Below are 15,774 nucleotides of genomic sequence, written 5' to 3'. Positions count from 1 at the left end.
CGCTGCCAAGCCCGGCGCGCCTCGCAAGGCCGCCCCCTCGAAGCCCGCGGCGGCCGGAGACGGCGCCGCGGGCTTCGAGGGGGCGGCCTTGCGAGGCGCGCCGGGCTTGGCAGCGGTCTTGCCGGCGTTGCCGCCGGGACCCTGCAAAGCGTCAGTCAACTTGCGCACGACCGGCGCCTCGATCGTCGAGGACGCCGAACGGACGAATTCACCGAGTTCTTGGAGCTTGGCCATGACGACCTTGCTCTCCACACCGAACTCCTTGGCGAGTTCGTATACCCGGACCTTAGCCACTTCGCTCCTTTGAGGTCCGGGTTACCGCCGGACCGTCGCTACTTCATGGGCGTACTCATCGCGTACTCATCGAGTGCTCATCGCAATCTCGACCTACTTCCAACTCGCGAGGTACCTGACCGCACGGTGTTCCGTGCCGTACTTCTTCACTGCGGTGCCGACCGTTCGACATGGAGGCGGACGTCCGCCGTTTCGAGCGGACCCTGGACCCGGAAGGCCCTCGGGAACGCTCGGCGGCGGACCGCCAGGTCGAGACAAGCCACGGCGGGGTGCACATAAGCACCCCGGCCGGGCAGCGTACCGCGATGATCGGGGACGCACTCGTCCTTGTTCACCACGATCCGCAGCAGATCGCTCTTGGCCGCTCGCTCCCGGCATCCCACACAGGTTCGCTCAGGGCACGCGCGGGCTTGCGTCCGGCCAGACACGATTAAGTCTACCTCCCCGTACCGACCTCACCTGTTTGGGGCAAGAATCGAACAGTTGTTGGCCAAAAAACGGTCTCAGGCCTCGGAAGCGTCCGGCTCGGTGTCCGGCCTGATGTCGATCCGCCAGCCGGTGAGGCGCGCGGCGAGGCGGGCGTTCTGCCCCTCCTTGCCGATGGCCAGCGACAGCTGGTAGTCGGGGACCGTCACCCGGGCGGAGCGGGCCGCCATGTCGACGACCTCGACCCTGGACACCTGCGCCGGGGAGAGCGCGTTCGCCACCATCTCGGCCGGGTCGTCCGACCAGTCGACGATGTCGATCTTCTCGCCGAGCAGCTCCGCCATCACGTTGCGGACGCGGCTGCCCATCGGGCCGATGCAGGCGCCCTTGGGGTTCAGGCCCGAACGGGTGGAACGGACGGCGATCTTGGTGCGGTGACCGGCCTCGCGGGCGATGGCCGCGATCTCGACGGAACCGTCGGCGATCTCGGGCACCTCCAGGGCGAAGAGCTTCTTCACCAGATTGGGGTGGGTGCGCGAAAGGGTGACCGAGGGTCCGCGGACGCCCTTCGCCACCCGGACGACGTACGTCCGCAGGCGCAGGCCGTGCGTGTACTCCTCGCCCGGCACCTGCTCCTGCACCGGGAGGATGGCCTCCAGCTTGTCGTCCAGCCGGACCAGGACGTTCTTCGGGTCCTTGCCCTGCTGTACGACACCGGCGACGACATCGCCCTCGCGGCGCGCGTACTCGCCGAACGTCACGTCGTTCTCGGCGTCGCGCAGCCGCTGCTGGATCACCTGGCGGGCGGTGCTCGCCGCGATCCGGCCGAAGTCCGACGGGGTGTCGTCGAAGTCCTTGGGCTCCTGGCCCTCCTCCAGCTCGGCGGGGTCTTCCTTGGCCCACACCGTCACGTGGCCGGAGGCCCGGTCCAGCTCCACGCGCGCGTGGCGGCGGGCGTCGGGGGTGCGGTGGTAGGCGATGAGGAGGGCCGATTCGATCGCCTCGACCAGCAGGTCGAACGAGATCTCCTTCTCATGCGCCAAGCCCTTGAGAAGCTTCACGTCGATGTCCACGGCTACGCCTCCTCTTCCTTCTTGTCCTTGCGGTTGAACTCGATCTCGACACGCGCCTTGGCGATGTCGGCGAAGGCGACCCGGCGGGCGGTGGGCTTGCGCCCCTTCACGCCCGGCACTTCGAGGTCGAGGCCGTCCTCGTCCACGGCGAGGATCCGGGCGACGAGCTCGCCGTCCTCGGCCAGCTGGAACTTGACCAGACGGCCGGTGGCGCGCACGTAGTGGCGGTGCTCCGTCAGGGGGCGGTCGGCACCGGGCGAGCTGACTTCGAGGACGTACTCGCCCTCGCCCATCGCGTCGCCCTCGTCGAGCTTCTCGGAGATCGCGCGGCTCAGCTCGGCACAGACGTCCAGCTCGACGCCCTCGTCCGAGTCGACGACGATCCGCAGCAGCCCGCGGCGGCCGGCCCGGGACACCTCGATCTCTTCCAGATCCAGGTCCTTCGCGGCGACGAGTGGCTCCACGAGTCCGCGCAGCCTGTCGCTCTGGGTGGTGCTCATCCGGGTGACTCCTCGGCCGCGTGTGCTGTTGTGGGTTCGTCGCGTGTCAGACCAAAGGGTATCCGGTCCGGGAGGGTGTTGCCGTCCACCGGCCCGGGGCCCGCGGGTACGCTCGCCTGCGGTGATCCCGACGATCTTCGACGACGTACCACGGCCGAGGGAGAGAGCGTGACGACGACGGGCAGGCGCGCACTCCTGACGGCGGGGGCCTCGGCCGCCGCCGCGGCGGCGCTCACGGGCTGCACCTCTTCCGGGGACCCGGGCCCCCGGAAGCCGGACCCGGCCGCGCGGGAGGCCGAGCGGGTGGCACGCGCCGAGGCCGCGCTCCGGCTACGCTCCGTCACCGCCTCCCGGGCCCTGCTGGAACGTTACGACGCCGCTCTCGCCGCCCATCCGGCCCTCGCGCCCCGGCTGACGCCGCTGCGACGCTCCGTAGCGGCGCACGCCGCCGCGCTCGGTGAGGGCGGGACGACCGTACGGCCCGCGACCGCCCCGCCGACCCCCGGCGCTCACGGCCCGCCCGCCCGTCCGCCGCCGCCTCGGCCGACCCGCTTGCCGCGCTGAAGGAGCTCGCGGCGGCCGAGCGCACGGCCGCCGACGCGCACACCGCCGCCCTGGTCACCGCCCCGCCCGAGTACGCCCGGCTGCTGGCCTCGGTGGCCGCGGCCGGCGCCGCCCACGCCTATCTGCTGACCGAAGGAGCACGGGCATGAGCGCCCTCGACGCGACCCAGGCCGCGCTGGCCGCCGAGCACGCGGCGGTCTACGGGTACGGGGTCGTCGGCGGCCGGATCGGTCCGGACCGCCGGGCCGAGGCCACCGCCGCGTACGAGGCGCACCGGGCCCGCCGGGACGCGCTCCGCCGGAGCGTCCGCGACCTGGGCGGTGCGCCGGTGGCGGCCGAGGCCGCGTACGCACTGCCGTTCCGGGTCGCCGACCCGGCCGGCGCGGTCCGGCTCGCGGCCGTCCTGGAGGACCGGCTGGCCGGGGTCTACTCCGATCTGGTCCGTGCCACCGAGGGCTCCCGGCGCCGCGAGGCGGCCGCCGCGCTGCGGGAGGCGGCGGTACGAGCGGTGCGCTGGCGCGGTAGCGACGTAACCTTTCCTGGGCTCGCCGAGCGGGTGTGAGCCCCGCCCCGACCGAAGGAACAACGTACGCATGGCTTTCGAACCGCCGCAGCGACTGACCAGGACGCTCGGTGAGACGTACGGGGACGCCGCGGCGGCCGAGTGGCTCGGGAAGCTGCCCGGGCTCGCCGACCGGGTGCTCGACGACGCCTCGCTGGACGGCGAGCGGGTGACGGCGCCCGGCGGACGCAGCAGCCTGGTCGTCCTCGTCCGGCGGTCCGACGGCTCCCCCGCCGCGCTCAAGCTCGCACCCGCCTTCGCCCGGCCCGACCTGGAGCGGGACGCCCTCGCGCACTGGGACGGCTGGGGAGCGGTCCAGCTGCTCGACGAGGCCGCGGAGGGCGCGCTCGTCCTCGAACGGCTGCACCCCGAGGTCTCGCTGCGCTCGCTCCCGGAGGCGAAGGCGCTCCTGGAGGCGGCCGGGACCGTACGGAAGCTCTGGGTCGAGCCGGCCCCGGAGCACGGCTTCGAGACGGTGGCCGAGCGGACCGCCCGGCAGGCCGCGGCGATGACCCCGCACCTGGCCGGAGAGGCGACCGCCGACCTGACGGCCGCGGCGCTGGCGGCGCGCGAGGAGCTGCTCGCCGACGCCGGGGAGACGCTGCTGCTGCACGGGAACTTCCGGCAGGGCAAGGTGCTCGGCGGCGACCGCGCGCCCTGGCTGGCCGTCGGCCCCGAGCCGCTGGTCGGCGAGCGGGCGTACGACCTCGCCCGGCTCGTACGGGACCGGGTGGAGGACCTGGTGGCCGCGTCCTCGGGGGCCTCCGCGGCCCGGCGGCGGGTCAACCGGCTGGCGGACTCGCTGGACCTGGACCGGGAGCGGCTGCGCGGCTGGACCCTGTTCCGCGCGGTCGAGTCGGGCACGCGGGCGCTGGCCGCGGGACGGCGGCAGGATGCCGAGCTGCTTCTGGAGTTCGCCGGCTGGCTGTAGGGGAATACCCCTTTTGTACCGTTCGGCTCGACTCAGGGGGCCGTGATGATCGAAGAGCTGCTGATGGCGGTGGCCGGCGCGGCCGCGGCGATGGGCGTCTACACGGGCGCGGCGGCGCGGGTCGTGAAGCAGTACGAGCGCGGCGTCGTCTTCCGCTTCGGCCGGCTGCGCGCCGATGTGCGGTCGCCGGGCTTCACGATGATCGTTCCCGTCGTGGACCGTCTGCACAAGGTGAACATGCAGATCGTGACGATGCCCGTGCCCGCCCAGGAGGGCATCACCCGGGACAACGTGACGGTGCGGGTCGACGCGGTCGTCTACTTCAAGGTCGTGGACGCGGCGGAGGCGCTGATCCGGGTCGAGGACTACAAGTTCGCGGTCTCGCAGATGGCGCAGACCTCGCTGCGGTCGATCATCGGCAAGAGCGACCTCGACGACCTGCTGTCGAACCGGGAGAAGCTGAACCAGGGCCTGGAGCTGATGCTGGACTCCCCCGCGATCGGCTGGGGCGTGCAGATCGACCGGGTCGAGATCAAGGACGTCTCGCTGCCGGAGACGATGAAGCGCTCGATGGCGCGGCAGGCGGAGGCGGACCGGGAGCGCCGGGCGCGGGTGATCAACGCGGACGCCGAGCTGCAGGCCTCGAAGAAGCTGGCGGAGGCGGCCGGGGTGATGTCGGCGCAGCCCGCGGCGCTCCAGCTCCGGCTGCTGCAGACGGTGATGGCCGTGTCGGCCGAGAAGAACTCGACGCTGGTGCTGCCGATCCCGGTGGAGCTGCTGCGGTTCCTGGAGCGGGCGACGCCGGGGTCCGGGTCGGAGGAGTCGGAGGACACGGCCCCGCCGCCCGCCGTCCCGCCGGCCTACCCGCGGGGCCCGGTGGACGGGGCGGGGGTGGAGCCGGTGGAGGACCTGACGGGCGCCTCGGTGGAACCGGCACCGCCGGAGGAGTGAGCGCGCGGCAACGTACGCCGCCGCGCCCGCCCGGGTACGACAACGGGATGCGGGGCCGTCCGGCGGCCCCGCACCCCGTTCGGGCGGGTCAGGCGGTGAGGCGGGCCAGCGCCTCGGCGACCGTGAGCTCCTCGCGCTCGCCGGTGCGGCGGTCCTTCAGCTCCACGACGCCCTCGGCCGCGCGGCGGCCGGCGACCAGGATCTTCGGGACGCCCATGAGCTCCGCGTCGGTGAACTTGACGCCGGGCGAGACGCCCGCGCGGTCGTCGACCAGGACGCGGAGGCCGGCGGCGGACAGCTGGTCGGAGACCTCCAGGGCCAGCTCCGTCTGGAGGGCCTTGCCGGCGGCGACGACGTGGACGTCGGCCGGGGCGACCTCGGCCGGCCAGCACAGGCCCTTGTCGTCGGCCGTCTGCTCCGCCAGCGCGGCGACGGCGCGCGAGACGCCGATGCCGTACGAGCCCATGGTGACGCGGACGGGCTTGCCGTTCTGGCCCAGGACGTCGAGCTTGAGGGCGTCGGCGTACTTGCGGCCGAGCTGGAAGATGTGGCCGATCTCGATGGCGCGGTCCAGCTTGAGGCCGGTGCCGCACGCGGGGCACGGGTCGCCCTCCTCGACCACGACGACGTCGACGTACTCCTCGACCTCGAAGTCGCGGCCCGCGACGACGTTCTTCGCGTGCACGCCGTCCTTGTTGGCGCCCGTGATCCACGCGGTGCCGGGCGCCACGCGCGGGTCGGCGACGTACCTGACCTTCTCCAGGCCCTGCGGGCCGACGTAGCCACGGACGAGGTCGGCGCGCTCGGCGAAGTCGGCCTCGGTGACCAACTCGACGGCGGCCGGCGCGAAGTGGTCCTCGACCTTGCCCAGGTCGACCTCGCGGTCGCCGGGCACGCCGACGGCGACGATCTCGCCGTCGACCTTCACGAGGAGGTTCTTCAGGGTGGCGGAGGCCGGGACGCCGAGGAAGGCGGCGAGGGTCTCGATCGTCGGGGTGTCCGGGGTGGGGATCTCCTCGACGGCCGCGACGGCGGAGCCGTCGACCGGCGCGAGCACGTACGAGACGGCCTCGGTGTTCGCCGCGAAGTCGCAGTTCGGGCAGTCGGCGAAGGTGTCCTCGCCGGCCTCGGCGGGGGCCAGGAACTCCTCCGACTTGGAGCCGCCCATGGCACCCGCGGTGGCCGCGACGATGCGGTAGTCGAGGCCGAGGCGCTCGAAGACCCGCCGGTAGGCCTCGCGGTGCAGGCCGTAGGACCGGGCGAGGCCCTCGTCCTCCGTGTCGAAGGAGTACGAGTCCTTCATGAGGAACTCGCGGCCGCGGAGGATGCCGGCGCGGGGGCGGGCCTCGTCGCGGAACTTGTTCTGGATCTGGTAGAGGATGACCGGCAGGTCCTTGTACGAGGAGCACTGGTCCTTGACGAGGAGGGTGAAGATCTCCTCGTGCGTCGGGCCGAGCAGGTAGTCGCCGCCCTTGCGGTCCTGGAGGCGGAACAGCTCGGCGCCGTACTCGTCCCAGCGGCCCGTCGCCTCGTACGGCTCACGCGGCAGCAGCGCGGGGAGGGTGACCTCCTGCGCGCCGATGGCGTCCATCTCCTCGCGGACGATGCGCTCGACGTTGGAGAGGACCTTCTTGCCGAGGGGCAGCCAGCTCCAGATGCCGGCGGCGGTACGGCGCACGTAGCCGGCGCGGACGAGGAGCTTGTGGCTGAGGACCTCGGCGTCGGCCGGGTCGTCGCGCAGCGTCTTCGCCATCAACTGGGACATGCGCTGGACCGGTGCGTTGGCCATGGTTCTCGTACTCCTGCCGGGTAAGGATGATGGCCCCGAGATTAGCCGGGCCTCCCCGGGTCGGAGAAATCAGTTCCGGCGCTCGAGGGGCAGGGACGCGCCCATCACCGCGTACGGGCGGACGGCGCTCGGGAAGTGCACCTGGCGGGCGAGGTCCCGGTAGCCGAGGGAGCGGTAGAGGCCGCGGGCCGGGCTGTCGGTGTCGATGGCGGAGAGGATCGAGCGGGGTTCGGCGGCCTCGTCGGTGATGGCGGTGATCAGCTCGCGGCCCACCCCGCGCCCCTGGTGGTCGGGGTGGACGTGGAGTTCGGTGATCACGAAGGAGTCGTCGAGCCACTCGACGGTGCCGGTGGCGCGCAGGTAGGACTCGACGACGGTGGACCACCAGTGGCCGCGGTCGTTGGGCATCCCGTACACGAATCCGACGAGCCGTCCGTCGGGGGTGGTGGCCCCGAGGGCGCGGGCGCCGGGGCTCAGCAGGTGGCGCAGCACGATGTGGCGGCGCACGGCGACCTCGTCCTGGTCCAGGCCGAAGGCGACCGCCTGCACGGCGAGTGCCTCGTCCACCCGGGCGGCGAGATTGACCGGTCCGATCATGACCTCTGCGTCATCCATGCGGCGCACCCTACAAGTGGCCGGGGCCTCAGAACAGCACGCTCATGAAGGCACCGGTCTCCTGGAAGCCGACACGGCGGTACGAGGCCCTCGCGGGGGTGTTGTAGTCGTTCACGTACAGGCTGACCACGGGTGCGATGTCCGCCAGGGCGTACTGGAGGACGGCGGCCATGCCCGATTCGGAGAGGCCCTTGCCGCGGTGCTCGGGGGCGACCCAGACGCCCTGGATCTGGCAGGCCTGGCGGGTGGCGGCGCCGATCTCCGCCTTGAAGACCACCTTGCCGTCCTCGATGCGCGCGAAGGAGCGGCCGGAGCCGACGAGTTCGGCGACCCGGGCCTGGTAGAGCAGTCCGCCGTCGTTGGCGAGCGGGGAGACGCCGACCTCCTCGGTGAACATGGCCACGCACGCGGGCATGATCACGTCCATCTCGTCCTTGCGGACGCGGCGCACCAGCGGGTCGGGCGCGACGGTGGTGGAGGGCTCCTCGGCGACCATGAGGGGCTGCCGGGCGCGGACGTCCCGGGCGGGGCCCCAGCTCGGCTCCAGGAGCCGCCACAGTTCGGTGGTGGGCTCGGCGGGCCCGACGATCGAGGAGCAGCGGCGGCCGGTCCTGCGCGCCCGGTCGGCGAAGGCGCGGACGGCCTCGGGGGTGGCGCAGAGGGGGACGAGGTTGGCGCCGGAGTAGCAGAGCGAGCGCAGCCGCCCCTCGCTGTACCAGCCCCACATCTCGCCGCCGAGGCGCCAGGGGTCGAGTCCGGCGACCTGGACGCGGGCGGTCACGAAGGCGTTCTCGACGGGGGCGCTCTCCAGGACGGCGAGTGCGGCGCCGAGGTCGGCGGGTTCGAGGACCCGGGTGGCGGGTTGTGTCAGCACGTGGGGGCCTCACCGTACGGTTCTGCGTGGTCTCCGCACTGTACCCCTCCCGTCTGTGGCGGGGCCCTCCGCGCGGACGAAGCCCCCCGTCCCGGGCGGGACGGGGGGCTTCGGGGGTACCGGGACGGCGGCCGGTCGGCAGCCGGTCGGCGGACCGGTCAGCCGGCGACCCGGTCGGCGGACCGGTCAGCCGGCGACGGCGACCGAGGGCTCGCCGCTGGCGACGCCGTCCTTCTCCATCTGCTCGGCGATCTTGAGCGCCTCTTCGATGAGGGTCTCGACGATCTTCGACTCGGGGACGGTCTTGATGACCTCGCCCTTGACGAAGATCTGGCCCTTGCCGTTGCCGGAGGCGACGCCGAGGTCGGCCTCGCGGGCCTCGCCCGGGCCGTTGACGACGCAGCCCATGACGGCGACGCGCAGCGGGACGGTCATGCCGTCGAGGCCGGCGGTGACCTCCTCGGCGAGCTTGTAGACGTCGACCTGGGCGCGGCCGCAGGACGGGCAGGAGACGATCTCCAGGCGGCGCTGGCGCAGGTTCAGCGACTCCAGGATCTGGATGCCGACCTTGATCTCCTCGGCCGGCGGCGCGGAGAGGGAGACGCGGATGGTGTCGCCGATGCCCTGGGACAGCAGCGCGCCGAAGGCGACGGCCGACTTGATGGTGCCCTGGAAGGCGGGGCCGGCCTCGGTGACGCCGAGGTGCAGCGGGTAGTCGCACTGGGCGGCGAGCTGGCGGTAGGACTCGACCATGACGACCGGGTCGTTGTGCTTGACCGAGATCTTGATGTCGCGGAAGCCGTGCTCCTCGAAGAGGCTCGCCTCCCAGAGGGCGGACTCGACGAGCGCCTCGGGGGTGGCCTTGCCGTACTTCTTGAGCAGGCGCGCGTCGAGCGAGCCGGCGTTGACGCCGATGCGGATCGGGGTGCCGGCGTCGGAGGCCGCCCTGGCGATCTCCTTGACCTTGTCGTCGAACTGCTTGATGTTGCCGGGGTTGACGCGGACGGCCGCGCAGCCGGCGTCGATCGCGGCGAAGACGTACTTCGGCTGGAAGTGGATGTCGGCGATCACCGGGATCTGCGACTTCCGCGCGATGACCGAGAGGGCGTCGGCGTCGTCCTGGGTGGGGCAGGCCACGCGCACGATCTGGCAGCCGGAGGCCGTCAGCTCGGCGATCTGCTGGAGCGTGGCGCCGATGTCGGACGTGCGGGTCGTGGTCATCGACTGCACGGAGACGGGTGCGTCACCGCCGACGGCCACGGTGCCGACCTGGATCTTGCGGCTCTTGCGCCGCTCGGCGAGCCGGGTCGGAACGGTCGGGATACCGAGAGAAATCGCGGTCATCTTCTGTGCAACCTCAAGGTTGTGCGTCGGCGGGCTCAGGGTTCCGAGGTTACCGCCCCGGGGACGGGGGGCCGGACACCACCGGGTCCGGCCCTCCTGCGGGCTACGTGATCTTCACCGGGTTGACGAGGTCGGCGGCGAGGACGAGCAGCGTGAAGCAGACGAAGACACCGGCCACCACGTACGCGGCGGGCATGAGCTTCGCCACGTCGAAGGGGCCGGGGTCGGGGCGCCGGAAGATCCGGGCCGTGTGACGGCGGACGGACTCCCACAGGGCGCCCGCGATGTGGCCGCCGTCCAGCGGCAGCAGCGGGAGCATGTTGAACAGGAACAGCGACACGTTGAACCCGACGAGCAGGTTCATGAACATCACGAGGATCGTCGTCGGCGGGGCCTCGACGGTCATCAGCTCACCGGTGATGCGGGCGGCGCCGACGACGCCGACGGGCGAGTCGTCCGCCCGCTCGCCGTCGCCGAAGGTGGCGTCCCACAGGCCGGGGATCTTGCCCGGGAGGGCGATGACCGAGTGGACGCCGTTCTCCAGGAGGTCGCCCATGCGGTCGGTGGTCTCGCCGAAGCTGAGCGGCGCGACCTCGGTCTTGGAGGCGAAGCCGAGGTACCCGGCGTCGACGTACCGGACCGGCTGGACGACCCTGCCGTCCTCGTCCTTCGCGAGCACCTTGTTGGCGACGAGGTCGGCGCGCAGCTCCAGGCGCTGACCGGCCCGCTCGACGGTGAGGGTCGCCGGGCCGATGGTGTCGCGGATGCGGTCGGAGAGGGTGTCCCAGTCGCCCACGGGGGCGCCGTTGAACGCGACGATCCGGTCGCCGTCCTTCAGGCCGGCCTTGAAGGCCGGGGAGACGGGGTCGCCGGCGGCGCACTTGTCGCGCTTCTGGTCCTGCTCGATCACGCACTTCTGGACGCCCGCGACCTGCGTCGTCTGGCCCTCGATGCCCAGCGTCATCATCGACCCGAAGAACAGCGCGACCGCCAGGACCAGGTTCATGAAGGGTCCGGCGAACATCACGATCACGCGCTTCCACGGCTTGCGCGTGTAGAAGAGCCGGGTCTCGTCGCCGGGCTGGAGCTCCTCGTACGAGGCCTCCCGGGCGTCCTCGATCATCGAGCGCCAGGGCGAGGTCGAGCGGGACTCGATCTTGCCGTCCGCGCCCGGCGGGAACATGCCGATCATCCGGATGTAGCCGCCGGCGGGGATGGCCTTGATGCCGTACTCGGTCTCGCCGCGCTTCCTCGACCAGATCGTGGGGCCGAAGCCGACCATGTACTGCGGCACGCGGATGCCGAAGAGCTTGGCCGTCGAGAGGTGGCCCAGCTCGTGCCAGGCGATGGAGACGAGCAGGCCGAAGGCGAACAGCACGAGGCCCAGGATGTACAGGAGCATTTCGGTCATGCGCGGGCCTCCGCTGTTGCCTTCGCTGCGAGCTCTCGGGCCCGGGCGCGCGCCCAGGTCTCCGCTTCGAGGACGTCCGGGACGGTGAGGGAGGTTCCCGAGACGGGAACGCCGTGCTCCGCGACGACCGCTGTGACCGTATCCATGATTCCGTTGAACGGCAGCCGTCCCGCGAGAAACGCCTCGACGCACTCCTCGTTGGCCGCGTTGAAGACGGCGGGGGCCGTGCCGCCCAGCTCGCCGACGTGCCGGGCCAGCGCCACCGACGGGAACGCCTCGGTGTCGAGCGGGAAGAACTCCCAGGTGGAGGCCTTGCTCCAGTCGAAGGCGGGGGCCGCGTCGGGGACCCGCTCGGGCCAGCCGATGCCGATGGCGATCGGGCCGCGCATGTCGGGCGGGGTGGCCTGGGCGAGCGTGGAGCCGTCCGTGAACTCGACCATCGAGTGCACGTAGGACTGCGGGTGGACGACGACCTCGATGCGGTCGAAGGGGATGTCGTACAGCAGGTGCGCCTCGATGACCTCCAGGCCCTTGTTGACCAGGGTGGCGCTGTTCACCGTGATCACCGGGCCCATGGCCCAGGTCGGGTGGGCGAGGGCGTCCTCGCGGGTGACGTCGGCGAGCTGCGCGCGGGTGCGCCCGCGGAACGGGCCGCCGGAGGCGGTGACGACCAGCTTGCGGACGTCGGCGCGGGTGCCCGCGGCGAGGGCCTGGAAGAGGGCGGCGTGCTCGGAGTCGACCGGAATGATCTGGCCGGGCTTCGCGAGCGCCTTCACCAGGGGGCCGCCGACGATCAGCGACTCCTTGTTGGCGAGGGCGAGGGTGCGGCCCGCCTCCAGGGCGGCGAGGGTCGGCGCCAGGCCGATGGAGCCGGTGATGCCGTTGAGGACGGTGTGGCACGGCGAGGCGGCGAGGCGGGTGGCCGCGTCGGGGCCGGCGAGGAGCTCGGGCAGCGGCTCGGAGCCGTACAGCGCCTTCAGGGCCGTACGGAGCTCCTCCACCACGTCCTCGCGGGCCACGGCGACCGCGGCGACCTTCAGCCGGTGCGCCTGCTCGGCGAGCAGTGCGACCCGGCCGCCCGAGGCGGCCAGGGCGGTGACCCGGAAGCGGTCGGGGTTGCGCAGCACCAGGTCGATGGCCTGCGTGCCGATGGACCCGGTCGAGCCGAGGACGACGATGTCCCGGCGTCCTTCGGACACGTCGAAGGCGATGTGCGGGTCGGCGAGAGGAGAGGGGCGGTCGCTCATGCCCCCCATTCTCGCCGCAAACGCCGTGCGGTCTTCACGGGGTGCGGACGAACGTGTCGAACACCCGGTGGAAGTCCGGGAAGGTCTTCTTCACACAGCCGGGGTCGTCGAAGGTGATGCCGGGCGCGCGGAGCGCGGTGACCGCGAACGACATGACGATCCGGTGGTCGCCGTGGGTGGCGATCTCGACGGGTCCGGCGGGCGTGCCGGGCTCGATCTCGATCCAGTCGGGGCCGGTGCGGACCGTGATGCCGAGCCGGCGCAGGTTCTCGGCGCAGGCGTCCAGGCGGTCGCACTCCTTGACGCGGGTGTTGGCGACGTCCTCGATGCGGACCGGGCCGTCGGCGAAGGGCGCGAGGGCGGCGAGGGTCGGCATGGTGTCGGAGATGTCGCGCATGTTGACCGTGAGGCCGCGGAGCGTGCCGGTGGAGCGGACGGTCGTCCCGGTGTCGGTGATCTCGACCTCGGCGCCCATCCGCCGCAGCACCTCGACGAAGCCGAGGTCGCCCTGGAGGGCGCCGGTGCCGAGACCGTGGACGGTCACGGAGCGGCCGGGCTGCAGGGCGGCCGCGGCGAAGAAGTAGCTGGACGTGGAGGCGTCGGGCTCGACGCCGTAGGTCCGGGCCCGGTAGCCGGTGGGAGCGACGCGGTAGGTGCGGCCGCCGTCCCGGCCCCGCTCCTCGGCGATCTCCGCGCCGAACGCGCGCATCATCGCGAGGGTGATCTCGACGTACGGCTCCGAGACCAGGTCGGTGACGGTGATGTCGAGGCCCTCGGCGGTGAGCGGACCCAGCATCAGGAGCGCCGTCAGGTACTGGGAGGACTGGCCGGCGTCGAGGGTCAGCGCGCCGCCCTTCACCCCGCGGGCGTGGACGTCGAGCGGGTGGTGACCCTCCGCGCCGCCGTGCCGGAGGTCGACGCCGAGGTCACGCAGGGCGGTGCTGAGCGGGCCCAGGGGCCGGCGCCGCATCTGCGCGGAGGCGTCGAAGCGGTACGTGCCGTGGCCGGCGGCGGCCAGGGTGGGCAGGAAGCGGGCGGTGGTGGCGCCGTCCCGGCAGTACACGTCGGCGGAGTCCGCGCCGGGGCCGGCGGGCCGGCCCTCGATGTGCCAGGCGTCGGCCTCGCGGCGGACGGCGTACCCGAGGGCGGTCAGCCCCTCGGCGAACCCCTCGGTGTCGTCGGAGACGAGGGGGCGCAGGAGGGTGGTGGTGCCCTCGGCCGCGGCGGCGAGGAAGAGCGCGCGGGCGGTGACGGACTTGGAGCCGGGAATGTCGATGACGGTCACCCGCCCCATCCTGCCGTGCGTCGTCTTGTGTGGGCGGGGTGGTCCGGAGCGTGGACGGGGGGACGGACAGGGACACCTCCTCGGTCTCCTGTCCGTCGTACCCGATGTCCGCCGGTACGGACCGGCGGAAGACCGGCCGCAGGCCCGGCCGTACGACGAAAGGCGGCCCGAACCCCCGCACAGTGGGTTCGGACCGCCTGGTCTCGTGGACGTGGGCCGTACGGGGTACGGACCGTGCCGTGCCCCGCGCGCCCTCCGTACGCCGTACGCCGTTCGTCTAGAGCGCGAGGCCCGTCAGGACGAGGACGCGCTCGTAGGTGTAGTCGTCCATGGCGTACTTGACGCCCTCGCGGCCGACGCCGGAGCGCTTGGCGCCGCCGTACGGCATCTGGTCCGCGCGGTACGAGGGGACGTCGCCGACGATCACGCCGCCGACCTCGAGGGCGCGGTGGGCGCGGAAGGCGGCCTGGAGGTCGTGGGTGAAGACGCCGGCCTGGAGGCCGAAGTCCGAGTCGTTGACCGCGGCGAACGCCTCGGCCTCGCCGTCGACCTTCGCGATGGTCAGGACCGGGCCGAAGACCTCGGCGCGGGCCAGGGTGACGTCCGCCGGGAGCTCGGTGAGCACGGTCGGGGCGTAGGTCGCGCCCTCGCGCTTGCCGCCCGCGAGGAGCTTCGCGCCGGCGGCGACGGCCTCGTCCACCCAGGACTCGACGCGCTTCGCGGCGGCCTCGTCGACCAGCGGGCCGACGTCGGTGGCGGCGTCGGACGGGTCACCGGTGACCTGCGCCTCGACGGCGGCGACGATCTTCGGCAGCAGGCGGTCGTGGACGGAGGAGTCGACGATCACGCGCTGGACGGAGATGCAGGACTGGCCGCCCTGGTAGTTGGAGAAGGTGGCGATGCGGCTCGCCGCCCAGTCCAGGTCCTCCTCGGAGGACCAGTCGGGGAGGACGACGGCCGCGGCGTTGCCGCCCAGCTCCAGGGTGCAGTGCTTGTGGGGCACCGACTCCTGGATGGCGTAGCCGACGGTGTCGGAACCGGTGAAGGAGATGACCGGGAGGCGCTCGTCCTTGACGAGGGCGGGCATCCGGTCGTTCGGCACGGTCAGGATCGACCAGGAGCCGGCCGGCAGGTCGGTCTCGGCCAGGATCTCGCCCAGGATCAGGGAGGAGATCGGGGTCGACGGGGCCGGCTTGAGGATGATCGGGGCGCCGACGGCGATGGCCGGGGCGACCTTGTGGGCGCTGAGGTTCAGCGGGAAGTTGAACGGCGCGATGCCGAGGACGACACCCTTGGGGATGCGGCGGGTCAGCGCGAGGCGGCCCGCGCCGCCGGCCTCGGTGTCCAGGCGCTGGGCCTCGCCGGCGTTCCAGCGGCGGGCCTCCTCGGCGGCGAAACGGAAGACGGAGACGGCACGGCCGACCTCACCGCGGGCCCACTTGACGGGCTTGCCGTTCTCGGCGGAGATCACCAGGGCGATCTCCTCGGTGCGCTCGGCGAGCCGCTTCGACACGTGGTCGAGGGCGGCGGCGCGGACGTGCGCCGGGGTCGCGGCGAACTCGTCGACGACGGCGTGCGCGGCGGCGACGGCCTCCTCGACCTGGGCCTCGGTGGGCACGCTGACCTTGCCGACCAGACGTCCGTCGAAGGAGTTCGTGACGTCGAAGGTGGCCTCGCCGGTGGCCTCGCGGCCGGCGAGCCAGAAGGCGTGGGTGGTCGTCATTGCGTCCCGGCCCTTTCCGTATCGGGGTGCGAGCGATTGCTCTCGTGACACGTTAGGGCCGGGGCGGCGGACGTGGGTTTGTCCGGTGTGGAGTGGTGGGCCGGAGGGGCTGTCCGAATTGGCCGAAGAGGGCCGCGGGGGGGGCGGCGCGGCGGTCGTCCGCGGCCGAGGCGGGAGCCGTGGCG

15 protein-coding genes and 1 pseudogene are annotated in these 15,774 nt (G+C 72.5%); 4 read left to right on the top strand and 12 right to left on the bottom strand.

Annotated elements, in window-relative coordinates; translation table 11 throughout:
- The 4 genes from EAO70_RS39755 to rimP all read right to left on the bottom strand — a co-directional run.
- The coding region (locus tag EAO70_RS39755) for a translation initiation factor IF-2 N-terminal domain-containing protein (protein WP_261993149.1) at positions 1-294 on the bottom strand (294 nt) is incomplete at its 3' end.
- A gap of 146 nt (positions 295-440) precedes the next feature.
- Positions 441-722, bottom strand: coding sequence for a YlxR family protein (locus EAO70_RS32930; RefSeq protein WP_148006413.1), 282 nt, complete (start codon positions 720-722; stop codon positions 441-443).
- A 75-nt stretch (positions 723-797) separates the two neighbouring features.
- Positions 798-1,793: a transcription termination factor NusA gene (nusA, locus tag EAO70_RS32925; protein WP_148006412.1), complete on the bottom strand. Its 996-nt coding sequence runs from the start codon at positions 1,791-1,793 to the stop codon at positions 798-800.
- Positions 1,794-1,795: 2 nt separating this feature from the next.
- Positions 1,796-2,293 (bottom strand): ribosome maturation factor RimP, encoded by a 498-nt coding sequence (rimP, locus tag EAO70_RS32920; protein ID WP_148006411.1) that lies wholly within the window; start codon positions 2,291-2,293, stop codon positions 1,796-1,798.
- A 168-nt stretch (positions 2,294-2,461) separates the two neighbouring features.
- Between rimP and EAO70_RS32915 the strand changes: the two are divergent.
- The 4 genes and pseudogenes from EAO70_RS32915 (at position 2,462) to EAO70_RS32900 (ending at position 5,301) form a co-directional block, all read left to right on the top strand.
- Positions 2,462-3,006 (top strand): annotated as a pseudogene (locus EAO70_RS32915) (hypothetical protein).
- Complete coding sequence (locus EAO70_RS32910; RefSeq protein WP_148006410.1) at positions 3,003-3,419, top strand: ferritin-like domain-containing protein; 417 nt, start codon at positions 3,003-3,005, stop codon at positions 3,417-3,419. The pseudogene EAO70_RS32915 and the gene EAO70_RS32910 overlap by 4 nt, the downstream one beginning before the upstream one ends.
- A gap of 31 nt (positions 3,420-3,450) precedes the next feature.
- Complete coding sequence (locus EAO70_RS32905) at positions 3,451-4,350, top strand: aminoglycoside phosphotransferase family protein (RefSeq protein ID WP_148006409.1); 900 nt, start codon at positions 3,451-3,453, stop codon at positions 4,348-4,350.
- A gap of 45 nt (positions 4,351-4,395) precedes the next feature.
- On the top strand, positions 4,396-5,301 hold the full coding sequence (locus EAO70_RS32900) for a slipin family protein (RefSeq protein ID WP_148006408.1): 906 nt from the start codon (positions 4,396-4,398) through the stop codon (positions 5,299-5,301).
- A gap of 88 nt (positions 5,302-5,389) precedes the next feature.
- On the opposite strand, the gene EAO70_RS32895 is transcribed toward EAO70_RS32900, so the two are convergent.
- From EAO70_RS32895 to EAO70_RS32860, 8 genes are all read right to left on the bottom strand, one after another.
- A complete protein-coding gene (locus tag EAO70_RS32895) occupies positions 5,390-7,090 on the bottom strand; it encodes a proline--tRNA ligase (protein ID WP_148006407.1) in 1,701 nt (566 codons plus the stop codon).
- 69 nt (positions 7,091-7,159) lie between these two features.
- Positions 7,160-7,705 carry a GNAT family N-acetyltransferase gene (locus tag EAO70_RS32890; RefSeq protein WP_148006406.1) on the bottom strand — a complete coding sequence of 182 codons (546 nt, stop codon included), beginning with the start codon at positions 7,703-7,705 and terminating at the stop codon, positions 7,160-7,162.
- A 28-nt stretch (positions 7,706-7,733) separates the two neighbouring features.
- The gene (locus tag EAO70_RS32885; RefSeq protein ID WP_148006405.1) at positions 7,734-8,579 is read right to left on the bottom strand and encodes a GNAT family N-acetyltransferase; all 846 of its coding nucleotides are present in this window, start codon (positions 8,577-8,579) and stop codon (positions 7,734-7,736) included.
- Between the two features lie 186 nt (positions 8,580-8,765).
- Positions 8,766-9,923 (bottom strand): flavodoxin-dependent (E)-4-hydroxy-3-methylbut-2-enyl-diphosphate synthase, encoded by a 1,158-nt coding sequence (ispG, locus tag EAO70_RS32880; protein WP_148006404.1) that lies wholly within the window; start codon positions 9,921-9,923, stop codon positions 8,766-8,768.
- A gap of 103 nt (positions 9,924-10,026) precedes the next feature.
- Entirely contained in the window at positions 10,027-11,334 is a 1,308-nt protein-coding gene (locus EAO70_RS32875; protein ID WP_148006403.1) for a M50 family metallopeptidase, read from the bottom strand.
- Complete coding sequence (gene dxr, locus EAO70_RS32870) at positions 11,331-12,590, bottom strand: 1-deoxy-D-xylulose-5-phosphate reductoisomerase (RefSeq protein WP_187284122.1); 1,260 nt, start codon at positions 12,588-12,590, stop codon at positions 11,331-11,333. The genes EAO70_RS32875 and dxr overlap by 4 nt, the downstream gene beginning before the upstream one ends.
- 25 nt (positions 12,591-12,615) lie before the next feature.
- Positions 12,616-13,866: a 3-phosphoshikimate 1-carboxyvinyltransferase gene (aroA, locus tag EAO70_RS32865; protein WP_148006401.1), complete on the bottom strand. Its 1,251-nt coding sequence runs from the start codon at positions 13,864-13,866 to the stop codon at positions 12,616-12,618.
- Between the two features lie 277 nt (positions 13,867-14,143).
- Positions 14,144-15,589, bottom strand: a complete 1,446-nt coding sequence (locus EAO70_RS32860) for an aldehyde dehydrogenase family protein (protein WP_148006400.1) — start codon at positions 15,587-15,589, stop codon at positions 14,144-14,146.
- Positions 15,590-15,774: the final 185 nt, after the last annotated feature.

The sequence above is a fragment of the Streptomyces sp. adm13(2018) genome, from assembly GCF_008042145.1.
In the GTDB taxonomy this organism is placed as follows: Bacteria; Actinomycetota; Actinomycetes; order Streptomycetales; family Streptomycetaceae; genus Streptomyces.
Note: the sequence above shows the minus strand (reverse complement) of the source record. Positions and strands in the feature narration are given on the sequence as shown.

What these genes read in the sequence shown, in the direction of transcription:
- EAO70_RS32895 (WP_148006407.1), bottom strand. Translation starts at nt 7,090, where the DNA reads ATGGCCAACGCACCGGTCCAGCGCATGTCCCAGTTGATGGCGAAGACG.
- EAO70_RS32890 (WP_148006406.1), bottom strand. Translation starts at nt 7,705, where the DNA reads ATGGATGACGCAGAGGTCATGATCGGACCGGTCAATCTCGCCGCCCGG.
- dxr (WP_187284122.1), bottom strand. Translation starts at nt 12,590, where the DNA reads ATGGGGGGCATGAGCGACCGCCCCTCTCCTCTCGCCGACCCGCACATC.
- EAO70_RS32910 (WP_148006410.1), top strand. Translation starts at nt 3,003, where the DNA reads ATGAGCGCCCTCGACGCGACCCAGGCCGCGCTGGCCGCCGAGCACGCG.
- EAO70_RS32905 (WP_148006409.1), top strand. Translation starts at nt 3,451, where the DNA reads ATGGCTTTCGAACCGCCGCAGCGACTGACCAGGACGCTCGGTGAGACG.
- ispG (WP_148006404.1), bottom strand. Translation starts at nt 9,923, where the DNA reads ATGACCGCGATTTCTCTCGGTATCCCGACCGTTCCGACCCGGCTCGCC.
- EAO70_RS32900 (WP_148006408.1), top strand. Translation starts at nt 4,396, where the DNA reads ATGATCGAAGAGCTGCTGATGGCGGTGGCCGGCGCGGCCGCGGCGATG.
- EAO70_RS32860 (WP_148006400.1), bottom strand. Translation starts at nt 15,589, where the DNA reads ATGACGACCACCCACGCCTTCTGGCTCGCCGGCCGCGAGGCCACCGGC.
- EAO70_RS32875 (WP_148006403.1), bottom strand. Translation starts at nt 11,334, where the DNA reads ATGACCGAAATGCTCCTGTACATCCTGGGCCTCGTGCTGTTCGCCTTC.
- rimP (WP_148006411.1), bottom strand. Translation starts at nt 2,293, where the DNA reads ATGAGCACCACCCAGAGCGACAGGCTGCGCGGACTCGTGGAGCCACTC.